This is a genomic window from Microbacterium invictum, from assembly GCF_034421375.1.
Classification (GTDB): Bacteria; Actinomycetota; Actinomycetes; order Actinomycetales; family Microbacteriaceae; genus Microbacterium; species Microbacterium invictum_A.
The window spans coordinates 2049556-2069994 of record NZ_CP139779.1 but is presented as its reverse complement, the minus strand read 5'-3'; the positions used below and the strand labels follow the sequence as shown (position 1 = coordinate 2069994).

At 69.6% G+C, this 20439-nt stretch carries 18 protein-coding genes; 9 read left to right on the top strand and 9 right to left on the bottom strand.

Going from position 1 to position 20439, the window contains the following annotated elements; genetic code table 11:
- Position 1 precedes the first annotated feature (1 nt).
- Complete coding sequence (gene sepH, locus T9R20_RS10025; RefSeq protein WP_322409173.1) at positions 2 to 1042, bottom strand: septation protein SepH; 1041 nt, start codon at positions 1040 to 1042, stop codon at positions 2 to 4.
- Positions 1043 to 1319: 277 nt separating this feature from the next.
- Here sepH and T9R20_RS10020 point away from each other — a divergent pair, with 277 nt between their 5' ends.
- Positions 1320 to 1613: a DUF4193 domain-containing protein gene (locus tag T9R20_RS10020; protein WP_124293148.1), complete on the top strand. Its 294-nt coding sequence runs from the start codon at positions 1320 to 1322 to the stop codon at positions 1611 to 1613.
- Here T9R20_RS10020 and T9R20_RS10015 read toward each other — a convergent pair.
- Complete coding sequence (locus T9R20_RS10015) at positions 1546 to 2100, bottom strand: DUF3093 domain-containing protein (protein WP_322409172.1); 555 nt, start codon at positions 2098 to 2100, stop codon at positions 1546 to 1548. The genes T9R20_RS10020 and T9R20_RS10015 overlap by 68 nt on opposite strands.
- Positions 2101 to 2118: 18 nt before the next feature.
- Between T9R20_RS10015 and dut the strand changes: the two genes are divergently transcribed.
- From dut to dxs, 5 genes are all read left to right on the top strand, one after another.
- Positions 2119 to 2571 carry a dUTP diphosphatase gene (gene dut / locus T9R20_RS10010; protein ID WP_322409171.1) on the top strand — a complete coding sequence of 151 codons (453 nt, stop codon included), beginning with the start codon at positions 2119 to 2121 and terminating at the stop codon, positions 2569 to 2571.
- Positions 2568 to 3164 (top strand): DUF3710 domain-containing protein, encoded by a 597-nt coding sequence (locus T9R20_RS10005; protein WP_322409170.1) that lies wholly within the window; start codon positions 2568 to 2570, stop codon positions 3162 to 3164. Before dut ends, T9R20_RS10005 begins: the two co-directional genes overlap by 4 nt.
- Entirely contained in the window at positions 3161 to 3937 is a 777-nt protein-coding gene (locus T9R20_RS10000; protein ID WP_416182894.1) for a DUF3159 domain-containing protein, read from the top strand. The genes T9R20_RS10005 and T9R20_RS10000 overlap by 4 nt, the downstream gene beginning before the upstream one ends.
- 134 nt (positions 3938 to 4071) lie before the next feature.
- Positions 4072 to 6894 carry an aconitate hydratase gene (locus T9R20_RS09995; RefSeq protein ID WP_322409169.1) on the top strand — a complete coding sequence of 941 codons (2823 nt, stop codon included), beginning with the start codon at positions 4072 to 4074 and terminating at the stop codon, positions 6892 to 6894.
- 140 nt (positions 6895 to 7034) lie between these two features.
- Positions 7035 to 8993: a 1-deoxy-D-xylulose-5-phosphate synthase gene (dxs, locus tag T9R20_RS09990; RefSeq protein WP_322409168.1), complete on the top strand. Its 1959-nt coding sequence runs from the start codon at positions 7035 to 7037 to the stop codon at positions 8991 to 8993.
- A gap of 64 nt (positions 8994 to 9057) precedes the next feature.
- Here dxs and T9R20_RS09985 read toward each other — a convergent pair whose 3' ends face one another.
- The 4 genes from T9R20_RS09985 to T9R20_RS09970 form a co-directional block, all read right to left on the bottom strand.
- Positions 9058 to 11205, bottom strand: coding sequence for a 3-hydroxyacyl-CoA dehydrogenase NAD-binding domain-containing protein (locus tag T9R20_RS09985; protein WP_322409167.1), 2148 nt, complete (start codon positions 11203 to 11205; stop codon positions 9058 to 9060).
- A gap of 12 nt (positions 11206 to 11217) precedes the next feature.
- The gene (locus tag T9R20_RS09980; RefSeq protein WP_322409166.1) at positions 11218 to 12423 is read right to left on the bottom strand and encodes a thiolase family protein; all 1206 of its coding nucleotides are present in this window, start codon (positions 12421 to 12423) and stop codon (positions 11218 to 11220) included.
- A 75-nt stretch (positions 12424 to 12498) separates the two neighbouring features.
- Positions 12499 to 13698, bottom strand: coding sequence for a ribonuclease D (locus T9R20_RS09975; RefSeq protein WP_322409165.1), 1200 nt, complete (start codon positions 13696 to 13698; stop codon positions 12499 to 12501).
- A complete protein-coding gene (locus T9R20_RS09970) occupies positions 13691 to 14278 on the bottom strand; it encodes a DUF3000 domain-containing protein (protein ID WP_322409164.1) in 588 nt (195 codons plus the stop codon). The genes T9R20_RS09975 and T9R20_RS09970 overlap by 8 nt, the downstream gene beginning before the upstream one ends.
- 25 nt (positions 14279 to 14303) lie before the next feature.
- Here T9R20_RS09970 and T9R20_RS09965 point away from each other — a divergent pair, with 25 nt between their 5' ends.
- On the top strand, positions 14304 to 15593 hold the full coding sequence (locus T9R20_RS09965; RefSeq protein ID WP_322409163.1) for an alpha/beta hydrolase family protein: 1290 nt from the start codon (positions 14304 to 14306) through the stop codon (positions 15591 to 15593).
- Here T9R20_RS09965 and T9R20_RS09960 read toward each other — a convergent pair.
- Genes T9R20_RS09960 through T9R20_RS09950 form a run of 3 tightly spaced genes read right to left on the bottom strand, consistent with a single transcriptional unit; the run spans position 15562 to position 17747 of the window.
- Positions 15562 to 16326: a dihydrofolate reductase family protein gene (locus T9R20_RS09960; RefSeq protein ID WP_322409162.1), complete on the bottom strand. Its 765-nt coding sequence runs from the start codon at positions 16324 to 16326 to the stop codon at positions 15562 to 15564. The genes T9R20_RS09965 and T9R20_RS09960 overlap by 32 nt on opposite strands.
- 14 nt (positions 16327 to 16340) lie before the next feature.
- Positions 16341 to 16799 carry a SufE family protein gene (locus T9R20_RS09955; RefSeq protein ID WP_322409161.1) on the bottom strand — a complete coding sequence of 153 codons (459 nt, stop codon included), beginning with the start codon at positions 16797 to 16799 and terminating at the stop codon, positions 16341 to 16343.
- A 42-nt stretch (positions 16800 to 16841) separates the two neighbouring features.
- Positions 16842 to 17747, bottom strand: a complete 906-nt coding sequence (locus T9R20_RS09950; RefSeq protein WP_322409160.1) for a sulfurtransferase — start codon at positions 17745 to 17747, stop codon at positions 16842 to 16844.
- Between the two features lie 135 nt (positions 17748 to 17882).
- Between T9R20_RS09950 and zapE the strand changes: the two genes are divergently transcribed.
- A complete protein-coding gene (gene zapE, locus T9R20_RS09945; protein ID WP_322409159.1) occupies positions 17883 to 18917 on the top strand; it encodes a cell division protein ZapE in 1035 nt (344 codons plus the stop codon).
- 211 nt (positions 18918 to 19128) lie between these two features.
- Entirely contained in the window at positions 19129 to 20397 is a 1269-nt protein-coding gene (locus T9R20_RS09940; RefSeq protein WP_322409158.1) for an ammonium transporter, read from the top strand.
- Positions 20398 to 20439: the final 42 nt, after the last annotated feature.

Genomic DNA, 20439 nt, shown 5'->3' with positions numbered 1-20439 from the left:
TTCAGTCGTCCCCGCGCGCGCCGAAGACGATCTCGTCCCAGGAGGGCATCGAGGTGCGGCCCTTGCGTCGGCTCGCCGCTTCGGCGACGTGGGTGGCGGACGTGCCTCGGTCGCCGGGCGTCTCGTCGTCGGAGGGCTCGGATGCGCCGTACCCGGGCTCGAGCGCGTCGAAGAGGGCGACGGGCTGCGGCGACGCGGTGCGCTCGCGCACCTCGTCTGCGCCGGGCAGGGGCTCGCGCTGTCCGCGGCGACGGCGCAGGGCCTCGAGCAGGTCGGCGGTCTCTGCCGACGTCACCGCCGGCTCGGTCGCTCGCTTGATCGCGGCCTCCTGGACGGCCGGGGCGACCGGAGCCGGGATCTCGGGATGCTCGAGGTCGGCCTCCGGCGGGCGGCGCGGCCCGAAGGCGCCGCTGTCGAAGCGCGAGTCGTCCTTCGCGGGGGTGGCATCCAGCGCGCGCAGGCGCGGGATCAGACCCTCGGGAAGGGAGCCCTGACGCGACAGCTGGATCGCGTCGGCATTGAGCGGGGACAGGGTGCTGCGGCGGGGGTCGAAACTCCACCGGGCGTCGTGATCGACGCTGTTGGCGGTGAACTCGAGCTTGACGATCCAGCCCGAGGGTTCCTTCCAGCTCGTCCAGCGCTCACCGACCGCGCCGGCCTCCTGCAGCTTTCCGCGCACGGCCGAGCCGAAGGTGGGGTGCGCGTCGTGCTCGAGCTGGCCGCCGAGCAGCACCGGCACCGCGAGAGCCTGACCGACGACGTGCTCGCGCTCGGCCAGGACGGGCCCCTCGAAGCGTGCGACGTCCTCGATGCGGCATCCCAGGAGCGTCGCCACCTCGGCGGCCGAGAGCCCGGCGCGGATGTGCGATTGGATCTCGCGAGGACTCGGGCGCGCGGCCTGGCCTTCCTGGTCGCGGTCGCGTCGGGTGCGGCGCAGCTCGTTGCGCAGCACCTCATCGACGGGCAGCGAGAACCGGTCGCCCGATTCGGTCGCGAGGACGAGTCTGTCGTCCTCGGTTCCGATCACCTTGAGCTGTTCCATGCGAACGCCTCTCCGACTCAGCAGTGCCGCCATGGTGTCACAGGGACGCCGCGGCGCCGGGAATATCGTGCGCGTGGCGCATGTTCCGGTGGGTGATCGTCGCCCCCTCGCGCCTGGGGCGGCGTCCGAACACCCGCAGGCGCGCTCGTGGGCGTCCCGAACCGGCCGCAGCGACACCCGGCGGAGCATTTGCGAAATGCCCACCGGTCATGCAAACTATGGCCGCCTGTTCAGGCCAGGTGCACCCGAGAATCACCGGAAGTAGAGATCCCCCCGCATGGCAACCGACTACGACGCCCCCCGCAAGACCGAAGACGACAGCGAGTCGATCGAGGCGCTCAAGGAGCGCGTCCCCGACAAGATGTCGGGTTCGGTGGACGTCGAGGACGCCGACAACCCCTCGGGCTTCGAACTGCCCGGCGCCGACCTGTCCGATCTCGAGCTGGACGTCGTCGTGCTGCCGCCTCAGGAGGACGAGTTCACCTGCATGAACTGCTTCCTCGTCAAGCACCGCTCGCAGCTGGACCACGAGGGCGGCGACGGACCGATCTGCCGGGAGTGCGCGGCGTAACAGGCTGCGCATCACCGCGGCGCGCCCGCTCGATCGCGGCGATCAGCCGGTCGGGCGTGCGGGTCGAGATGACCCACTCCGGCACGGGGTCGTCGGGATCCCGCAGGGGGAGGACCACCACCGGGTCGATTCCCCCGCGGATCAGGTGCCATGCCCGGGGGTGCAATTCGACACCGCGCTTGCGGCGTGCGTCCTCGCCGGTGAAGCCCTCGGCCTCGCCGAGATGCCGCACCTCGATGCGCGCACGCCCGGCCCGCAGCATCCCGTCGGCACCGACCTCGACCACCGGTGAGGCCGACACGAGGAGGACCACGATGAGCGCCGCGACGACCGCCCCCACGACGAGGGCGACGGTGGAATCGACCGGGGTGAACACCAGTGCCGCCATCGGCCCGCATACCGCGGCGGCCACGAGCAGCCACAGACTCGGACCGAGCCGTTCGCGGTAGAGCACGGCCTGCTCGCCGCTGCGGCGTGGCTCGGACATGTGCATTACCCTCGTTGCGTGACTGAAACCGTGGACGTCCTCATTATCGCCCCCGACGTTCCGGCCTACTCCCACCCCGGTGATGCGGGGGCGGATCTGGTGTCCGCGGAGGCGCTCCGGCTGGAGCCCGGGCAGCGCGCCCTCGTGGGCACCGGCGTGCGGATCGCCCTTCCCGACGGGTACGCCGCCTTCGTCGTCCCCCGCAGCGGTCTGGCAGCCAAGCACGGCATCACCATCGTCAACGCACCGGGCACCGTCGACGCGGGGTACCGCGGAGAGATCAAGGTCGCCCTGCTGAACACCGATCGCGAGAACGCGTTCGACATCGCTCCGGGCGACCGCATCGCCCAGCTCATCGTCATGCCCGTGACCCGGGCCGCATTCGTTCCGGTCGACGAGCTTCCCGACAGCGTCCGCGGCGCCGGGGGATTCGGCTCGACCGGCTATCAGAAGGACGGAGCGACGGCATGACCGACGCCACACCGCAGAATTCGCCCAAGAGCGCACCCGCAGACCGGGCGACCGAGGGTCCGTTCGACGAAGCCGAGGCCAACCCGGTTCGGCCCTACATCGATCTCGGCGGGATCAAGGTGCTGCCCCGCGAGGGTCTGAACCTGCGCCTGGAGGTGGAGGAGCAGACCAAGCGCATCGTCGCCGTGGGCCTGGACTACGCCGACTCGACACTCCAGATCCAGCCCTTCGCCGCACCCCGCTCGGCGGGCCTGTGGGAGGAGACGCGGGAGCAGATCCGGCAGCAGATCCGCCAGCAGGGCGGACGCGTCGAGGAGCGCGAGGGTCCGCTCGGCCCTGAGCTCCTCGCCGAGGTCCCGGTGGTCGCCGGAGCCGACGGGGGAGCGGGCAAGCGCATCGCCCGCTTCGTCGGCGTCGACGGTCCGCGGTGGTTCCTGCGCGGCGTCATCGGCGGAGCGGCCGCTGCCGACGTCGACGCCGCGGCCAAGGTCGAAGATCTCTTCCGCTCGATCGTCGTGGTCCGCGGCACCTCGCCGATGCCGCCGCGCGACCTCATCCCGCTTCGCATGCCTGCCACACCCGGCACGACGTGAGCGACGCGCCGACCGCCGACCCGGGCCCCGATCCCGAACGCGCGGGGGCCGGCGAGCAGCGCCCCTCCGACCTGATCGGGGCCGCCCTCGGCGGAGCCGCCAAGCGGGCGGGGCTCGATCCGGCGCAGCAGGGGAGCACGGGACGGGTGGTCTGGTCGGCCATGGGCGGATGGCGCGGAGTGCTCGAATCGGTGCTGCCGAGCCTGACGTTCATCCTCACGTACACGCTCCTCCCGGGTGACACACGCGAGAAGCTCCTTCCGGCCCTCGCGGTCTCGGTGGGGATCGCGGCGGTGTTCACCCTCGTGCGCCTCGTCCAGAAGTCGCCGCCGTCCGCCGCGATCGGCGGTCTGGTCGCCGCAGGTGTGGCGGCGGGGCTGGCGCTCATCACGGGCAACCCGTCGGACAACTTCATCCCCGGCTTCATCACCAACGCCCTCTACGGCTCAGCGCTGCTGATCTCGGCGTTCGTGGGGTGGCCCCTCATCGGACTGGCCGTGGGCTTCCTCGTCGGCGAGGGCACGCGCTGGCGGACGGATCGACGCAAGCGGCGCGCGTTCTTCTGGCTGACGATCGCCTGGGCGGCGCTGTTCGCGGCGCGCCTGGCGGTACAGTTCCCGATCTATCTGACCTCGCTGGACGAGAGTCAGCGTGACAGTGCGGTGGCACTGCTGGGCACTCTCAAGCTCGTCATGGGCATCCCCCTGTTCGCTCCGCTGCTCGCCGTCACCTGGCTGGTGGTGCGCGCCCTCTATCCTCCGGCGCCCAAGTGATACATTTATCTTGACGTCGAGATAAATTGTGCGTCGCGGGCTAAGGCTCGCCTTGCTAGCCGCCACACCGACGGCCAGCGAAGATGGGGATGCGGGGACTGCTCGCGTCCTCGCGGCCGACGAAGGAGACACACGTGTCCACAGTTGACAGCTTCGGTGCCAAGAGCACCCTGACGGTCGGCAGCACCGACTACGAGATCTTCCGCATCGACGCGGTGCCGGGATACGAGAAGCTGCCGTTCAGCCTCAAGGTCCTGCTGGAGAACCTGCTGCGCACCGAAGACGGTGCGAACGTGACCAAGCAGCAGATCGAGGCCCTCGGCTCCTGGGACCCCAGCGCCGAACCCGACACCGAGATCCAGTTCACCCCCGCCCGCGTGGTGATGCAGGACTTCACGGGCGTCCCGTGCATCGTCGACCTGGCCACGATGCGCGAGGCCGTCGCCGACCTCGGCGGCGACCCCACCCGCATCAACCCGCTCGCCCCTGCAGAGCTGGTCATCGACCACTCGGTCATCGCCGACCTGTTCGGCCGCCCCGACGCGTTCGAGCGCAATGTCGAGATCGAGTACGAGCGCAACGGCGAGCGCTACCAGTTCCTCCGCTGGGGCCAGACCGCCTTCGACGATTTCAAGGTCGTTCCTCCCGGCACCGGCATCGTCCACCAGGTGAACATCGAGCACCTGGCGAAGGTGACCTACACCCGCACCGTCGGGGGAAGTCTCCGCGCCTATCCCGACACGTGCGTGGGCACCGACTCGCACACCACCATGGTCAACGGCCTGGGCGTGCTCGGCTGGGGCGTCGGCGGCATCGAGGCCGAGGCGGCCATGCTCGGACAGCCCGTGTCGATGCTCATCCCGAAGGTCGTGGGGTTCAAGCTCACCGGCACCATCCCCGCCGGGGTCACCGCGACCGACGTCGTCCTCACGATCACCGACCTGCTGCGCAAGCACGGCGTGGTCGGCAAGTTCGTCGAGTTCTATGGCGACGGCGTCGCGTCCGTCCCGCTGGCCAACCGCGCCACCATCGGCAACATGAGCCCCGAGTTCGGCTCCACCGCCGCCATCTTCCCGATCGACGACGTCACGGTCGACTATCTGCGTCTGACCGGCCGCTCCGACGAGCAACTCGCACTGGTCGAGCAGTACTCCAAGGCGCAGACCCTCTGGCACGACCCGTCGCGCGAGCCGGTGTTCAGCGAGTACCTCGAACTCGACCTCGGCACGGTCGTCCCCTCGATCGCCGGACCCAAGCGCCCGCAGGACCGCATCGAGCTGACCGCGGCCAAGACCCAGTTCGAGAAGGATGTCCTCGACTACGCCGAGGCCGGACCCGAGACCCGGGTCGACGAGGCCGTGGAGGGGACTTTCCCGGCATCCGATCCGGTCGGCTTCACCCCCGACGACGAGAACCTCTCCGACCGCGTCGTGGCCGCCGACCACCGCAGCCACGCACCGTCGGCAGTGTCGAAGCCGACGCCGGTGACGACCGCGGACGGCACCTCGTACATGCTGGACCACGGCGCCGTCACCATCGCCGCCATCACCTCGTGCACGAACACCTCCAACCCCTCGGTGATGCTGGCCGCCGGCCTCCTCGCGCGGAACGCCGCCCAGAAGGGTCTGAAGGCCAAGCCGTGGGTGAAGACGACGATGGCGCCGGGGTCGAAGGTCGTCACCGACTACTACGAGAAGGCGGGACTGACCGACGACCTCGAGGCGCTGGGCTTCTACACCGTCGGCTACGGGTGCACCACGTGCATCGGCAACTCCGGTCCGCTCATCGAGGAGGTCTCGGCTGCGGTCAACGACAACGACCTCGCCGTCACCGCCGTGCTGTCGGGCAACCGCAACTTCGAGGGTCGCATCAACCCCGATGTGAAGATGAACTACCTCGCCAGCCCGCCGCTCGTGATCGCCTACGCGCTGGCCGGCTCGATGAACTTCGACTTCGAGACCGACCCGCTGGGCAAGGACAGCCAGGGCAACGACGTGTTCCTCAAGGACATCTGGCCGAGCCCCGCCGAGGTGCAGCAGACCATCGACTCGTCGATCTCGACCGACATGTTCACCAAGCAGTATGGCGCCGTGTTCGAGGGCGACGACCGGTGGCGCTCCCTTCCGACGCCCACCGGGGCGACCTTCGAGTGGGACGACTCCTCGACCTACGTGCGCAAGCCCCCGTACTTCGACGGCATGACGCTTCAGCCCGATCCGGTCAGCGACATCGCCGGGGCCCGCGTGCTCGCGAAGCTCGGCGACTCGGTCACCACCGACCACATCTCGCCGGCCGGATCGATCAAGGCCGACAGCCCCGCGGGCCAGTACCTGCAGTCGCACGGCGTGGACAAGAAGGACTTCAACTCCTACGGCTCGCGCCGCGGGAACCACGAGGTGATGATCCGCGGCACGTTCGCGAACATCCGGCTGCGCAACCAGCTCCTGGACGGCGTCGAGGGGGGCTTCACCCGCGACTTCACCCAGGAGGGCGCCCCGCAGTCCTTCATCTACGACGCGTCGGAGAACTACCAGCAGGCCGGGGTGCCGCTGGTGATCCTCGCCGGCAAGGAGTACGGCTCGGGCTCGTCGCGCGACTGGGCGGCCAAGGGAACGCGCCTGCTGGGCGTGCGGGCGGTCATCGCGGAGAGCTACGAGCGCATCCACCGCTCCAACCTGATCGGCATGGGCGTCATCCCGCTGCAGTTCCCGGCGGGGGAGTCCGCATCCTCGCTGGGCCTCGACGGCACCGAGACGTTCACGATCACCGGCATCGAAGAGCTCAACAGCGGATCCACGCCGAAGACCGTGCGGGTCACGGCCGAGCCGACGGACGCCTCCGCGCCGGGCGCGGCCGCGGTGCAGTTCGACGCCGTCGTGCGCATCGACACCCCCGGTGAGGCGGATTACTACCGCAACGGCGGCATCCTGCAGTACGTGCTCCGATCCCTGGTCTGAGTCGCTCGGAAAGCGCCCGGCCGGCATCGAATCCGGTCGGGCGCTTCCGCGTCGTGCCGATCCCGGGCGGCGCTAGAATCGCACCACGCGCATCCGTCTCCTCGTCCGGGGACGACGGATCGCCCGGCGAAAGGAGACCGGTGGCGATCCTCGACACGATCTCGACCCCTCGTGACCTCGACGGGCTCAGCATCGAGCAGCTCAACGAACTGGCCGCGGAGATCCGCGCGTTCCTGGTCGACAACGTCTCCCGCACGGGCGGCCACCTCGGTCCGAACCTGGGCGCCGTGGAGCTCACGATCGCCCTGCACCGGGTGTTCGACTCACCCCACGACCCCGTGATCTTCGACACCGGGCACCAGTCCTATGTGCACAAGCTCCTGACCGGGCGTCAGAACTTCTCAGGCCTGCGGTCGCGGGGAGGCCTGGCGGGTTACCCGCAGCGCTCGGAGAGCGTCCACGACGTCGTCGAGTCCTCCCATGCGTCGAGCTCGCTCAGCTGGGCCGACGGCGTCTCCCGGGCGCTCAGTCGCACCGGTCGTCGTGACCGCCACGTCGTCGCCGTCGTCGGAGACGGCTCCCTCACCGGCGGGATGACCTGGGAGGCGCTCAACAACATCACCGACGACAACGACCGGAACCTGGTCATCATCGTCAACGACAACGGCCGCTCGTACGCACCGACCATTGGCGGAATGGCCCGCTTCCTCAACCGGGTTCGCACGACCGAGGGCTACGAGACCCTGGCCCGTGGATCGGCCGATCTCTTCCGCCGCCTCGGGCCCGCCGCCCGCGCGCTCTATCGCGGTGTCCGGGGGGGAACCCACGGGTTTCTCGCGCGCTTCATCAACAACGAGGCGTTGTATTCCAATCTCGACATAAAGTACCTCGGTCCCGTCGACGGTCACGACCTCGAGGCGCTCATCGAGACGCTGGAGCTGGCGAAGTCGCACGGGGCGCCGGTCATCGTGCATGCGATCACCGAGAAGGGCCGCGGCTACGAGCCGGCCCGCAACGACGAAGCCGACCAGTTCCATGCCGTCGGCCGCATCGACCCGGTCACGGGCGAACCGCTGGGCGGCGGTTCGGGAACGGCGTGGACCGACGTCTTCGCCGAGGAGCTCGTCGCCGTCGGCGAGGAGCGTCCCGAGATCATCGGGATGACGGCCGCGATGCTCCGCCCGACCGGGATGCTGCCCTTCGCGCAGCGATTCCCCGAGCGGGTCTACGACGTCGGCATCGCCGAGCAGCACGCCGCCGCCTCCGCGGCAGGACTCGCCTTCGGCGGCCTGCACCCGGTGGTGGCCATCTACGCGACGTTCATGAACCGCGCCTTCGACCAGGTGATGATGGATGTCGCGCTGCACCGCGCCGGCGTCACGTTCGTCCTCGATCGCGCCGGCGTGACGGGACCCGACGGCCCCAGCCACCACGGCATGTGGGACCTCGCCATGCTGCAGATCGTGCCGCACATCCGCATCGCCGCACCGCGGGACGCGGAGCGACTGCGCGAGGAGTTCCGTGAGGCGGTGCAGGTGGAGGACGCGCCCACCGTCATCCGATTCCCGAAGGGGGACGTCAGTCCCGATCTGCCGGCGATCGAGCGCCTCGCCGATGGCGTGGACGTCCTCGCCCGCTCCGATGCGCAGGACGTCCTCATCATCGGTATCGGACCCATGGCCCACCTGGCGATGGATGTCGCCGATCGGCTGCGCGCGCAGGGCATCGGCGCCACCGTCATCGACCCGCGCTGGGCGATCCCCGTGCAACCCTCCATCATCGACCTCGCCGCCTCGCACCGCCTCGTGATCACGATCGAGGACGGCATCCGCGTCGGCGGGATCGGCACGCGCGTCCGGCAGGTGCTGCGCGAGTCGGGCGTCGACACCGCCGTGGACGAGCTCGGGCTTCCGGACGAGTTCATCGATCACGCCAGCCGTGACCAGATCCTGGAGGATGCCGGCCTCACGGCGGCCAAGATCGCTCAGGACGTCGTTTCGCAGGTTCTCGGCACGCGTATCCCCGTCGCGCGTCCGAGCGGCGACGACTCCTCCGTGTGGCTGGCCGAGCCGGCTCGCCTCTCCGACGCCGACAGCTGACCCGCTCGCGTGTAAGAAGGCCCCCAGCCGTCGGCTGGGGGCCTTCTTACACGCCGTACGACGGTCAGCCGCGCGAGGCCACGCCGCGGATGGGCGGGTGGTGGAACGTGTCTCCGAAGACCCGTTCCGACGCTCCCTCACGGTCCAGGTACGGAGAGGCGCCGCCGTCGATGAAGGGCCACCCCGCGCCGAGGATCAGGCAGAGATCGATGTCCTCGACCGCCGGAACGACCTTCTCGTCGAGCATGATGCGGATCTCCTGTGCGAGGCCGTCCTGCACCCGCGCGAGGATCGTCTCCGCCGAGGCGGGGCTGTCGCCGACCTGTCCCTTCAGCACCTTCTCGGCCGCTTTGGTGAACCCGGTGACCCGGCCCGACTTGTCTTTCTCGACGACCTCGGAGAGCTCCGCCAGGGCGTGGAAGTTCTCGTTCGCGTAGAAGCGATTCGGAAAGGCCCGGACCATTGTGTCCTGCACGTGCGCGGCGACCTTCCATCCCACGAGGTCGATCAGCTGGAACGGACCCATGGGGAGTCCGAGCGGCGCAAAGGCCTTCTCGACCTCGGCGACGGGGGTCCCCTCGTAGACCGCGCGGGCGGCCTCGCCCATGACCTTCGCCAGAAGCCGGTTCACGACGAACCCGGGTGCATCCGCCGTGAGCACGGCGTTCTTCCCGAGGCCCTTGGCGACGACGAAGGCGGTCGACAAGGCCGCCTCCGAGGTCTTCGGGGTCGTCACCACCTCGATGAGCGGCATGACGGCGACCGGATTGAAGAAGTGGAATCCGACGAGCCGCTCGGGGTGGGCCAGAGTGGCGCCGATCTCCTCGACCGACAGCGACGAGGTGTTGGTCGCGAGGATCGCATCCTCGGCGACGACCGCCTCGATCTCGGCGAAGACGGCCTGCTTGACGCCGACCTCTTCGAAGACCGCCTCGATCACGAAGTCGCAGTCCGCGTACAGGGTCTTGTCCGTCGTCCCGGTCACCAGTGCCCGCAGCCGGTTGGCGGTGTCGGCGTCCAGGCGCCCCTTGGCTTCGAGCTTGCCGATCTCGTCGTGGATGTAGGCCACGCCCTTGTCGACGCGTGCCTGGTCGAGGTCGGTGATGAGGACGGGCACCTGGAGCTTGCGGACGAACAGCAGCGCGAACTGGCTCGCCATGAGGCCGGCGCCGATGACTCCGACCTTGGTCACCTTCTTCGCCAGTGCCTTGTCGGGTGCGCCGACCGGCCGCTTGGCGCGCTTCTGGACCAGGTCGAACGCGTACATCGACGCGGCGAACTGATCGCCCACGACGAGGTCGGCGAGGGCTTCGTCCTCACGGGCGAATCCATCGGCCTTCGTGCCCGACTTTGCCTTGTCGAGCAGATCGAGAGCGACATACGGCGATCGCGGAACGGTGCCGATCTTGGATTCGAGCATGCCCCGCGCCATCTTGATCGCGATCGGCCACTTGGTCAGCCGCTCGATCTTGCCCGGCTCGTTCTTGCGCTCGACCTTGCGACCGCCGAGGACCGCGTCGGCCCAGCGCAGCGAATCCTCCAGGAAGTTCGCCGCCGGGAAGATCGCGTCCACGATCCCGTAGTCGAACGCCTGCTGGGGCTTGAGCATCCGGTTCTGCTTGAGCGGGTTGGAGATCACGACCTCGAGTGCGTTCTCGATGCCGATGAGATTCGGCAGCAGGTAGGCGCCGCCCCAGCCCGGGATGATCCCCAGGAACACCTCGGGGAGCGCGATCGCGGCGGCCGACGCGTCGACGGTGCGGTACGTCGAGTTCAGAGCGATCTCGAGTCCGCCGCCCAGGGCGAGGCCGTTGACGAAGGCGAACGAGGGGACCCCGAGATCGGAGAGCCGACCCAGCACATGGTGACCGAGCTGGGCCACCAGGCGAGCGGTGTCTCGCGAATCCACCTTCGTGATGTCGCTGAGGTCGGCGCCGGCGGCCAGGATGTACTGCTTGCCGGTGATCCCGACGGCGTCGATCTCGCCGGCATCCGCTCTCTTCTGCAGCGTGTCGAGTGTCGCGCCGAGCTCGGTCAGCGTCGCCGGTCCGAGCGTGTTCGGGCGGGTGTGATCGCGACCGTTGTCGAGGGTGATGAGGGCGAGGACCATGCCGGATGGCAGGCGGATGTCGCTGACGGGGGAGTGCGTGACGACCTCGTCGCCGGACAGGGCGGACAGAGGGGAGAAATCGATCTCGGTGTAGTCGGTCATCGCTGCCTGCCCTTACTTGCGCTTCTTGCCGTCGTAGTGGGGGTTCTCCCAGATGACGGAACCGCCCTGCCCGAGCCCGACGCACATGGCGATCAGGCCGTAGCGGACATCGGGACGCTCGGCGAACTGGGCGGCGAGCTGGATCATCAGGCGGACGCCCGACGCGGCCAGCGGGTGCCCGAAGGCGATCGCCCCGCCCCAGGGGTTGACGCGCGGGTCGTCGTCGGCGATCCCGAAGTGATCGAGGAAGGAGATGACCTGGATCGCGAAGGCCTCGTTGAGTTCGAACAGCCCGATGTCGTCGATCTTCAGCCCGGCCCGGGAGAGGGCCTTCTCGGTGGAGGGGATCGGACCGATGCCCATGATCTCGGGCTGGACTCCGGCGAAGCCGAACGAGACCATCCGCATCTTGGGGCGGAGCCCGAGCTCCTTCACCGCCGCGCCGCCGGCGAGGAGCGACATGGTCGCGCCGTCGGTGAGGGGCGACGAAGTGCCTGCCGTGACGCGCCCGTGGGGGCGGAACGGAGTCTTCAGCCCAGCGAGGTCAGCCATGGTCGTCTGCGGGCGCCGGCCTTCGTCCTCGGTCGCGAGACCCCAGGCGCCGTCGGCGCCCTTGATGGCCACCGGCACCAGGTCGGACTGGATCTTCCCGGCGTCGTAGGCGGCCTGCACCTTGTGCTGGCTCAGCATGCCGTAGCGGTCCGAGCGCTCCTTGGTCAGGTGCGGGAACCGGTCGAAGATCCGCTCCGCAGTCACGCCCATGTTCAGGGCCCCGGGGTCGACCATCTTCTCCGCGACGAAGCGGGGATTCGGGTCGGCGTTGCCGCCGATGGGGTGGTGACCCATGTGCTCGACACCGCCGGCGAGGGCAAGGTCGTACATCCCGACGCCGATGGACGCGCCCATCGTGGTGACGCTCGTCATCGCGCCGGCGCACATCCGGTCGATCGCCAGGCCCGGGACGGTCTGGGGGAGACCCGCGAGGAGGGCGACGCTGCGACCGAGGGTGAGGCCCTGGTCGCCGGTCTGTGATGTCGCCGCGATGGCGACGTCGTCGATGCGGTCCTTCGGCACCGAAGGATTGCGTTCCATGAGCCCGATGGTCGCCTTCACGGCGAGATCATCAGCCCGGGTGTTCCAGTACATGCCCTTCTCGCCGGCGCGCCCGAAGGGGGTACGCATACCGTCGACGAAGAAGACGTCCGAAAGCTCGGCCACTTAAGCCTCCAAAGATCAGGGATGCTGCGAGCGTAGGAGGGCCCCCGAAACCGCGCGGAATCGGTTGGGCGCAACCTACGAAGTGCTCTCCGGGGGCATTGCGGCGCTTTGCACGGATTCCACAAAGGCATCGGCGATGATCTGTGCAGTCTGGTCAATCTGCCAGGCTCGTGCTCCGAGGGATGCCAGGGACTCCCCGATCCGCTCGGCAGTGACCTCCGCGGGCGGCGACCACGCGACGCGGCGCAGGAGCTCGGGGGTCAGCAGGTTCTCGGTCGGCATCGACAGCTCGGCGGCCCGCGCCTCCACGACCGGGCGGGCGGCCTTCAGCCGGGCGTCGGCCGCGGGATTGCGGTCGGGCCACGCGCGCGGGGGCGGGATGGTGTCGGTGCTCGGCAGTCGGTCGGGCGGGAGGTCCGTCGTCGCGCGACCCTCCTGGATGGCGTTCCACCAGCGGTCGAGCTGACTGCGGCTGGCCCGCCCGGTGAAGTCCTTGACGCCGGCCAGCTCGTGCTTGGAGGCCGGATCGGCACGGATGGCGGCGACGAGCGCCCGATCCGGGACGAGCCGCCCGGGTGCGACATCCTGCTCGCGGGCATACTCCTCGCGGGCCGTCCAGAGGGCGCGGGCGACAGCGAGCGCCCGGCGTCCGCGAACGGTGTGCAGCCCGCTGAGGCGCCGCCACGGATCGTCGCGCGACGGCTTGGGCTCGCGGGCGAGCACAGCGGCGAACTCCTGTCGGGCGAACTCGGTCTTGCCCTGCTCCGCCAGCTCCGCGGCGAGGGCGTCTCGGACGTCGATGAGGTGGACGACATCGAGGGCGGCGTACTCCAGCCACGAGTCGGGGAGAGGCCGGGTCGACCAGTCCGCGGCGCTGTGGGCCTTGGCCAGGCTGATGCCGAGGGTGTCCTCGACGACGGCGCCGAGGCCGACGCGCTCGTGCCCCAGAAGTCGCGCCGCGAGCTCGGTGTCGAACATCTCGGTCGGTTCGAGCCCCCGTTCGCGCAGCGAGGGCAGATCCTGGCTGGCGGCGTGCAGCACCCACTCGGCGCTGCCGATCGCCTCCTGCAGCGGTGAGAAGTCCTCCAGGACGGGCGGGTCGAACAGGTGGACTCCGGCGCCACGGCGAAAGACCTGGATGAGGTACGCGCGCTGGGAGTAGCGGAAGCCCGAGGCCCGCTCCACGTCGACGGCGACCGGGCCGTCGGCGTCGCGGAGCGTCGAGACGGCGCGCGCGAACGACGCCTCGTCGGCGATCACGGTGTACTCAGCCACGCATCGTCCTCCGGGGACCGAAGACCGCAATGCCCTCCGACCCCGGCGGGAGCCCGGCGAGCATGCAGACCAATTCGCTCCAGGCTTCCACATGTCCGGTCATGTCGCCGTCCGGCGACCACGATGCGCGAAGCTCGATCTGGGCGCCGTCCCCCTCGTCGGCGAGCGATCCGAAGCCCTTGGAAAGTGTCTTGGTCGCCGTTCCCGACGCCGAGTGATACGCCGCGTGACGGGAGTCGAGCGCGTCGATCAGCCACGACCAGGCGACGTCCGCGAGCAGCGGATCGACACCGATGTCGGGCTCGAGGGGCGCCTGCGCGAAGCAGACGACCCGCCACGCGCCCCCCCATGCCGCCGGCTCGGATTCGTCGTGGAGCAGAATGAAGCGGCCCGTTCCGTACGGCGAGTCCACGCCGTCATCCTCCGGGCGCACATCGCCGGCGAGCGCGATCGCGTCGGGCGCGAGGCCCGCGGGCGCGGGGATCTCGCGCACGGCGAAGTCCTCTCGGAACGACGTCGCGCGCACGGCCTCCGCAGCGCGGGTGAACGCCGTCGCCGCGGGGGATCCTTGGTCAGCCACGCGGACAGACTAGAGTGATCGCTCGATGGTCGACTCCAGGCGCGCCGCACCCACCGGGGCCACACCCGGCTTCGCACGGGGAGTGAGGGCCGCCGCCGCGATCCTCAGCGCTGCACTCGCCGCCGCCGCGGGTGTGCTCGGGATCGTCTCGGTCCGGGTCGCCCGTCGGGTGGTGACCCCGGCCGCGCGCGTCGCCGACACCCGCATCCTCGCCGTCGATCCCGCTGCGCAGACCATCACGCTCTCGCGCACCGACGACACCGTGCTGCCGGGCCGCTACGGACTGATCACCGGCGGCGACACCGGCTATCTCAAGCTCGGCTCGGTGCTGGACGAAGACGCCCTCAGCGTCCGCCGCAAGCTCCTCACGCACGTTCCGCCCGGAGCGGGGGTCGCCCCCGACGCCGCGTTCAGCGGGTGGTACTACGAGCGCCCGGAAGAGCTGCACCTGCCGTTCTCCGCCGAGCTCATCGGCTCAGGCGTCGGTCCGTGCCCCGCGTGGCTCTTCCCCGCTGAGGCGTCCGGAGAGATGCCCGAGACCTGGGTCATCCAGATCCATGGACGCGGCACCACCCGCTCGGAGTGCCTCCGCGCGGTGCCGGTGTTCCACGCGCTCGGAATCACCTCCCTCGTCGTCTCGTACCGCAACGACGGCGAGGCGCCTCGCAGCCGAACGGGAACCTACGCGCTCGGGGCCACCGAGTGGCGCGACGTCGACGCCGCCGTGGGGTTCGCCCGCCGCCGGGGCGCCCAGCGCATCATCCTCATGGGGTGGTCGATGGGCGGGGCGATCGCACTGCAGGTCTCGCTGAACTCCCCCCACCGGCAGGTGATCGCCGGCCTGATCCTCGAGTCGCCCGTCATCGATTGGCGGATCGTGCTCACCTACCAGGCGAAGCTGATGGGCCTGCCCGCCCCCGTGACGGGCCTCGCCCTCGGGGCGCTCGCCAGCGAGTGGACGACGCCCCTGACCCGCACCGGCGGGCCGATCCCCTTCGATCAGCTGGACGTGGTGGCGCGAGCGAGCGAACTGCGGCATCCGATCCTCATCCTGCACAGCGACGACGACGGGTTCGTGCCCTCCGACGCCTCGCACGATCTCGTGGTGGCGCGGCCGGACCTGGTCGAACTCATCGTCTTCGACGTCGCGCGGCACACCAAGCTCTGGAACTACGACCAGGAGCGCTGGAGCACGGCCATCCGATCGTGGCTCGGGCGTCATGATCTGAGCCGCGACCTCGACAGCGTCCGGCCCGAAGACGGGGCGGACGGCGCGTCGGAGCTCAGCGGCGGATCGCCAGACGCCGATAGCTGAAGCCGGCGTCGTCGACCAGCATCCCCGTCACCTCCGCCGTCACCGACGCGGTGAGGGAGAGGAAGGGATGGTGCACCGGCGCGAGGAGCGGCGAGACGGTGACGCAGACCTCGTCGACGACCCCCGACGCGACGAACTGCGTTGCCAGGCCCGCGCCGCCTTCGCAGACGATGCGCGCGAGCCCCCGCTCGCGCAGCGCCCGCACGATGTCGGCGGGGTGCAGTCGCGCGGCGTCGTCCGGTGTCGCGGCGTCGGACGAGGCGACGGCGACGATGTCGGCCGGCGCGTCGCCGATCGCTGCAGCCACTCGCGCCGCATGTTCGGGGCGGCACAGGACCAGGGCGGGCGGCGCGTCCAGACCGTCGCGCCGTCGGAGTGATCCGCCGCCGAGGTCGCCCGAAGCCGTCACGATCGCCATCCTCGCGGTTTTCGGCAACATCGAGCCCTCGGCGCGGACGGTCTCGGCCCCCACGACGACCACGTCGGCCTCGCGACGGATCGCGCCGAGGATCAGTCTGTCCACGCGGGAGCTGATCGACGTGCTCGAGCCGTCCTCACCCGCGGACGACCCGGTGAGCGTGGTGACCATGTTCAGTCGGACGAACGATTCCTCTGCGCGGCGGTATCGCCGCGCCATCCACTCCGCCGAGGTCTCGGTCGTCGTGTCGACGCGTTCGAGAGAGGTCGGGATGACCTCGGTCACCCATCGACCCGCCGGTGCGGTGGCGTGCACGGGCTCTGCTCCCGTCATCCCGCGGCGGCGCTCTTGGCGCGCACCTGCCGTTTCGCCCGACCGAGCATGCCGGTCATTCCTGCGATGCGGAGGGGCGAGACCGCGCGGGTCAAGCCGATGCTCTGGGGATAGTCATCGGGAACGGCGAGGACCTCGTCGGCGCTCAGCCCCGTCAGCCCCTGCACGAGGATGCTCGCGAACCCGCGCGTCGTCGGGGCTTCGGCCGGCGCGGTCGCATGCATCGCCACCACACCGTCGGCGTCGACCTCGACGATGATGAAGACCGGAGACTGGCACTCCGCCACGCGTTCGAGCAGTTCCGGATGATCGGCGAGCTCATCGGGGATCGCGGGAAGCTCCTGGGAGAACTCCAACAGCAGCTGGAGGCGCTCCGGCTCGGGAAGCTCGAGGAACTCGTCGCGGATCTCCGCCAGGGCGGCGGGGACGTCCGAGGAGGTGGCGGGAGAGGTCATCCCCACCATCCTTCCACGCTCCCGCGAGCCCGGCCGGGTCGCTCACGAGCGGGCGGGCACCTCGCCCGGTGCGTCGCCCGCAACGATCGGCACGCGCACCGCCGACCCCCACTCGGTCCACGAACCGTCGTAGTTGCGCACCTCGCGGAAGCCGAGCAGATGACGCAGGACGAACCACGTGTGGCTGGAGCGCTCGCCGATACGGCAGTAGGCCACGATCGGCTCGCCGTCGGTGAGTCCGATCTCGTCCCGGTAGATCTTCTCGAGCTCGGCCCGGGGCTTGAACCCGCCGTCCTCGGCGACGGCGCGTGCCCACGGCACGTTCTTCGCGCTGGGGATGTGGCCGGCGCGCAATGCGCCCTCCTCGGGGTAGGCCGGGGCGGTCGTACGGGTGCCGTTGTACTCCTCCGGGGAGCGGACGTCGATGAGCGGGTGGCCGAGGTGGGCGAGCACGTCCTCTTTGTAGGCCCGGAGCGCGGTGTCGTCGCGGGTCACGACGGGGTACTCCGTCGGGGCGGGCGAGGCGGGCTCGGTCGTGAGGGGACGGCCCTCGGCGATCCATTTGTCGCGGCCGCCGTCGAGAAGGCGGACGTCCTCGTGCCCGAACAGCGAGAACACCCACAGCGCGTATGCGGCCCACCAGTTGTTCTTGTCTCCGTAGATGACGACCGTGTCGTCGCGGGAGATGCCCTTGCGGCTGAGCAGTTCTGCGAACCCCTCGCCGTCGACGTAGTCGCGCACCACGGGGTCGTTCAGCTCGGTGTGCCAGTCGACCTTCACCGCGCCGGGGATGTGGCCGGTCTCGTACAGCAGCACGTCCTCATCGGACTCGACGACCACCAGGCCCGGAGTGCCCAGACGTTCCTCGAGCCAGGCGCCCGTGACGAGACGCCCGGGGTCGGCGTACTCGGCGAATTTGGGCGATGTCGTGTCGAATTCCACGGGCACGGGGCACACTCCTCGGGGTGTCGGGGGAGACGGGTGGACGGCGTAGGGTGTAACCGTCCCCTCGAGCCTAGGATCCGCTGCGCTGCGCCGCACCCTCGGTTCCACCCTTCCGTAAGACGGCGACACAGGACGCTCATGACCGCAACCCGCACCGGAACCGGTGTCATCCACCTCACGTCGCGCGACTCGCAGATCTCCGGTGCCGACATGGTCGCCGCGCTGACGCCGCCGCCGCAGTTCGCCTCGGCGACCTTCGACTCCTACCGCGCCGACTCGCAGTACCCCTCGCAGCAGGAGGCCAAGGACTACCTGGTGACCTTCGCCGGCGGGGGACCCGCTCCCGAGCGCGGCGGATTCTTCCGGCGGGCGAAGAAGCAGCCCGAGACCAAGCCGGGCGTGTACCTCGACGGCGGATTCGGTGTCGGCAAGACCCACCTCCTCGCCGCCGTCTATCACGCGATGCCGGCGCGACGGAAGTACTTCGGCTCGTTCATCGAGTACACCGCGCTGGTCGGCGCACTCGGCTACCAGAAGACCGTCGAGCTGTTCCGTGGCACCGATCTGATGTGCATCGACGAGTTCGAGCTCGACGATCCGGGCGACACGATGGTGATGACCCGGCTCCTCGGCGAGCTCGTCGCCGGAGGCACCAAGCTCGCCGCAACCTCCAACACCCCGCCGAACGCCCTCGGCGAGGGCCGTTTCGCCGCACAGGACTTCCTCCGCGAGATCCACGCCATGGCGGCGAACTTCGAGACCATCCGCATCGACGGCACCGACTACCGGCATCGTTCGCTCGACGGTCACGCCGTCACCCTCGACGACGCCGACTACGCCCGCGCTGTCGCCGATGCGGCCACCGGATCGCTCGTCTCCGACGACGCGTTCGACGACCTCATCGCCCACCTCGCGCGCGTGCACCCCTCGCGCTACATCCGTCTCATCGACGGCGTCGACATGGTCGGGATGCGGGATGTGCGCGCATTCGAGGATCAGTCGGCGGCGCTCCGCTTCGTCGCCTTCATCGACCGGGTGTACGACGCCCAGCTGCCGATCCGCGCCACCGGGCTGTCGCTGGACCAAGTGTTCCCCGAAGAGATGCTCAGTGGGGGATACCGCAAGAAGTACCTGCGCGCGACCTCGCGTCTGATCGCCTCCACGCTCGCCTGAACACCGATGCTCGGCTCCGCCACGCGTGCCGAGCCGTTTCGCAGGGCGGTCGAGGTCGCTTCGCGGCATCCGGAAATCTGATGTTTACCTGCGGGCCACGCGCGTAACCGACAGGAAACACGGGGCGCATGCCTCTCGAAACCGCGGGTCAGCACACTGGAGGCCACCCGACGCTACATCCTGCGTCCCTGCAGAGAGGTTCTCCTGAGAGATGGATCAAGGCAATACCGCATTCATGCTCATCGCGGCCGCACTCGTCCTGCTGATGACGCCAGGGCTGGCGTTCTTCTACGGCGGACTGGTGAAGGCCAAGAGCGTCATCAGCATGATGATGCTCAGCTTCGGCTCGCTCGGACTCATCGGCGTCCTCTGGGTGCTCTACGGATACGCGATCGCGTTCCCGGGCGCTGAGGGACTGGTCGCCCCCTGGTCGATCGACTGGTCGGCACTCGGTCTGACGAGCCTTCTCGAGGTGCCCGAGGGCGCCGCCTACCCGCCGCTCGCGTTCGTCGCCTTCCAGGCAACGTTCGCGATCCTGACCGTCGCGCTGGTCTCCGGCGCGATCGCCGACCGTGCCAAGTTCGGCGCCTGGCTGATCTTCGCAGGCCTCTGGGCGACGATCGTCTACTTCCCGGTTGCCAGCTGGGTGTTCAACTTCGGCCTCGCCGAGGACGGCAGCTTCGCCTACGGCGGCTGGATCACCTACGGCCTGCAGGAGACCTTCGGGGTCGGCGCGATCGACTTCGCCGGTGGAACCGCGGTCCACATCAACGCCGGTGCCGCAGCTCTGGCCCTCGCGCTGGTGCTCGGAAAGCGCGTCGGCTTCCAGAAGGGCGTGCACGTTCCCCACAACCCGCCGTTCGTCCTTCTCGGCGCCGGTCTGCTGTGGTTCGGCTGGTTCGGCTTCAACGCCGGCTCCGAGCTCGCCGCCGACGGTGTCGCTGCGCTCGCGTTCGTCAACACCATCGCTGCTCCGGCCGCGGCCCTGCTCGCCTGGCTCGTCGTGGAGAAGATCAAGGACGGCAAGCCCACCTCGGTCGGCGCCGCATCGGGTGCGGTGGCCGGTCTTGTCGCCATCACGCCGGCCTGTGCATCGCTCGACCCGATCTGGGCGATCCTCCTCGGCATCATCGCCGGTGTCGTCTGCGCCCTGGCCATCGAGCTGAAGTACGCCTGGGGCTTCGACGACTCGCTGGACGTCGTGGGCATCCACCTGGTGGGTGGCCTCGTCGGCACGCTGTACATCGGCTTCTTCGCCAACGGCACCGGCCTGTTCATGGGTGGTGACGGCACGCAGCTGCTGGTGCAGGCGATCGCCGCCTTCGCGGTCCTGGCCTACTCCTTCGCGCTGGCCTGGATCATCGGCTTCGCCATCCAGAAGACGATCGGCTTCCGCGTGAAGAACGAGGACGAGGTCGCCGGCATCGACACCGTCGTGCACGGCGAGGAGGGCTACGTCCTCACCGACACGCGCGGCTGAGCAACACACCGCTGAAACCGGAGGGCGTCGCGCGAGAGCGCG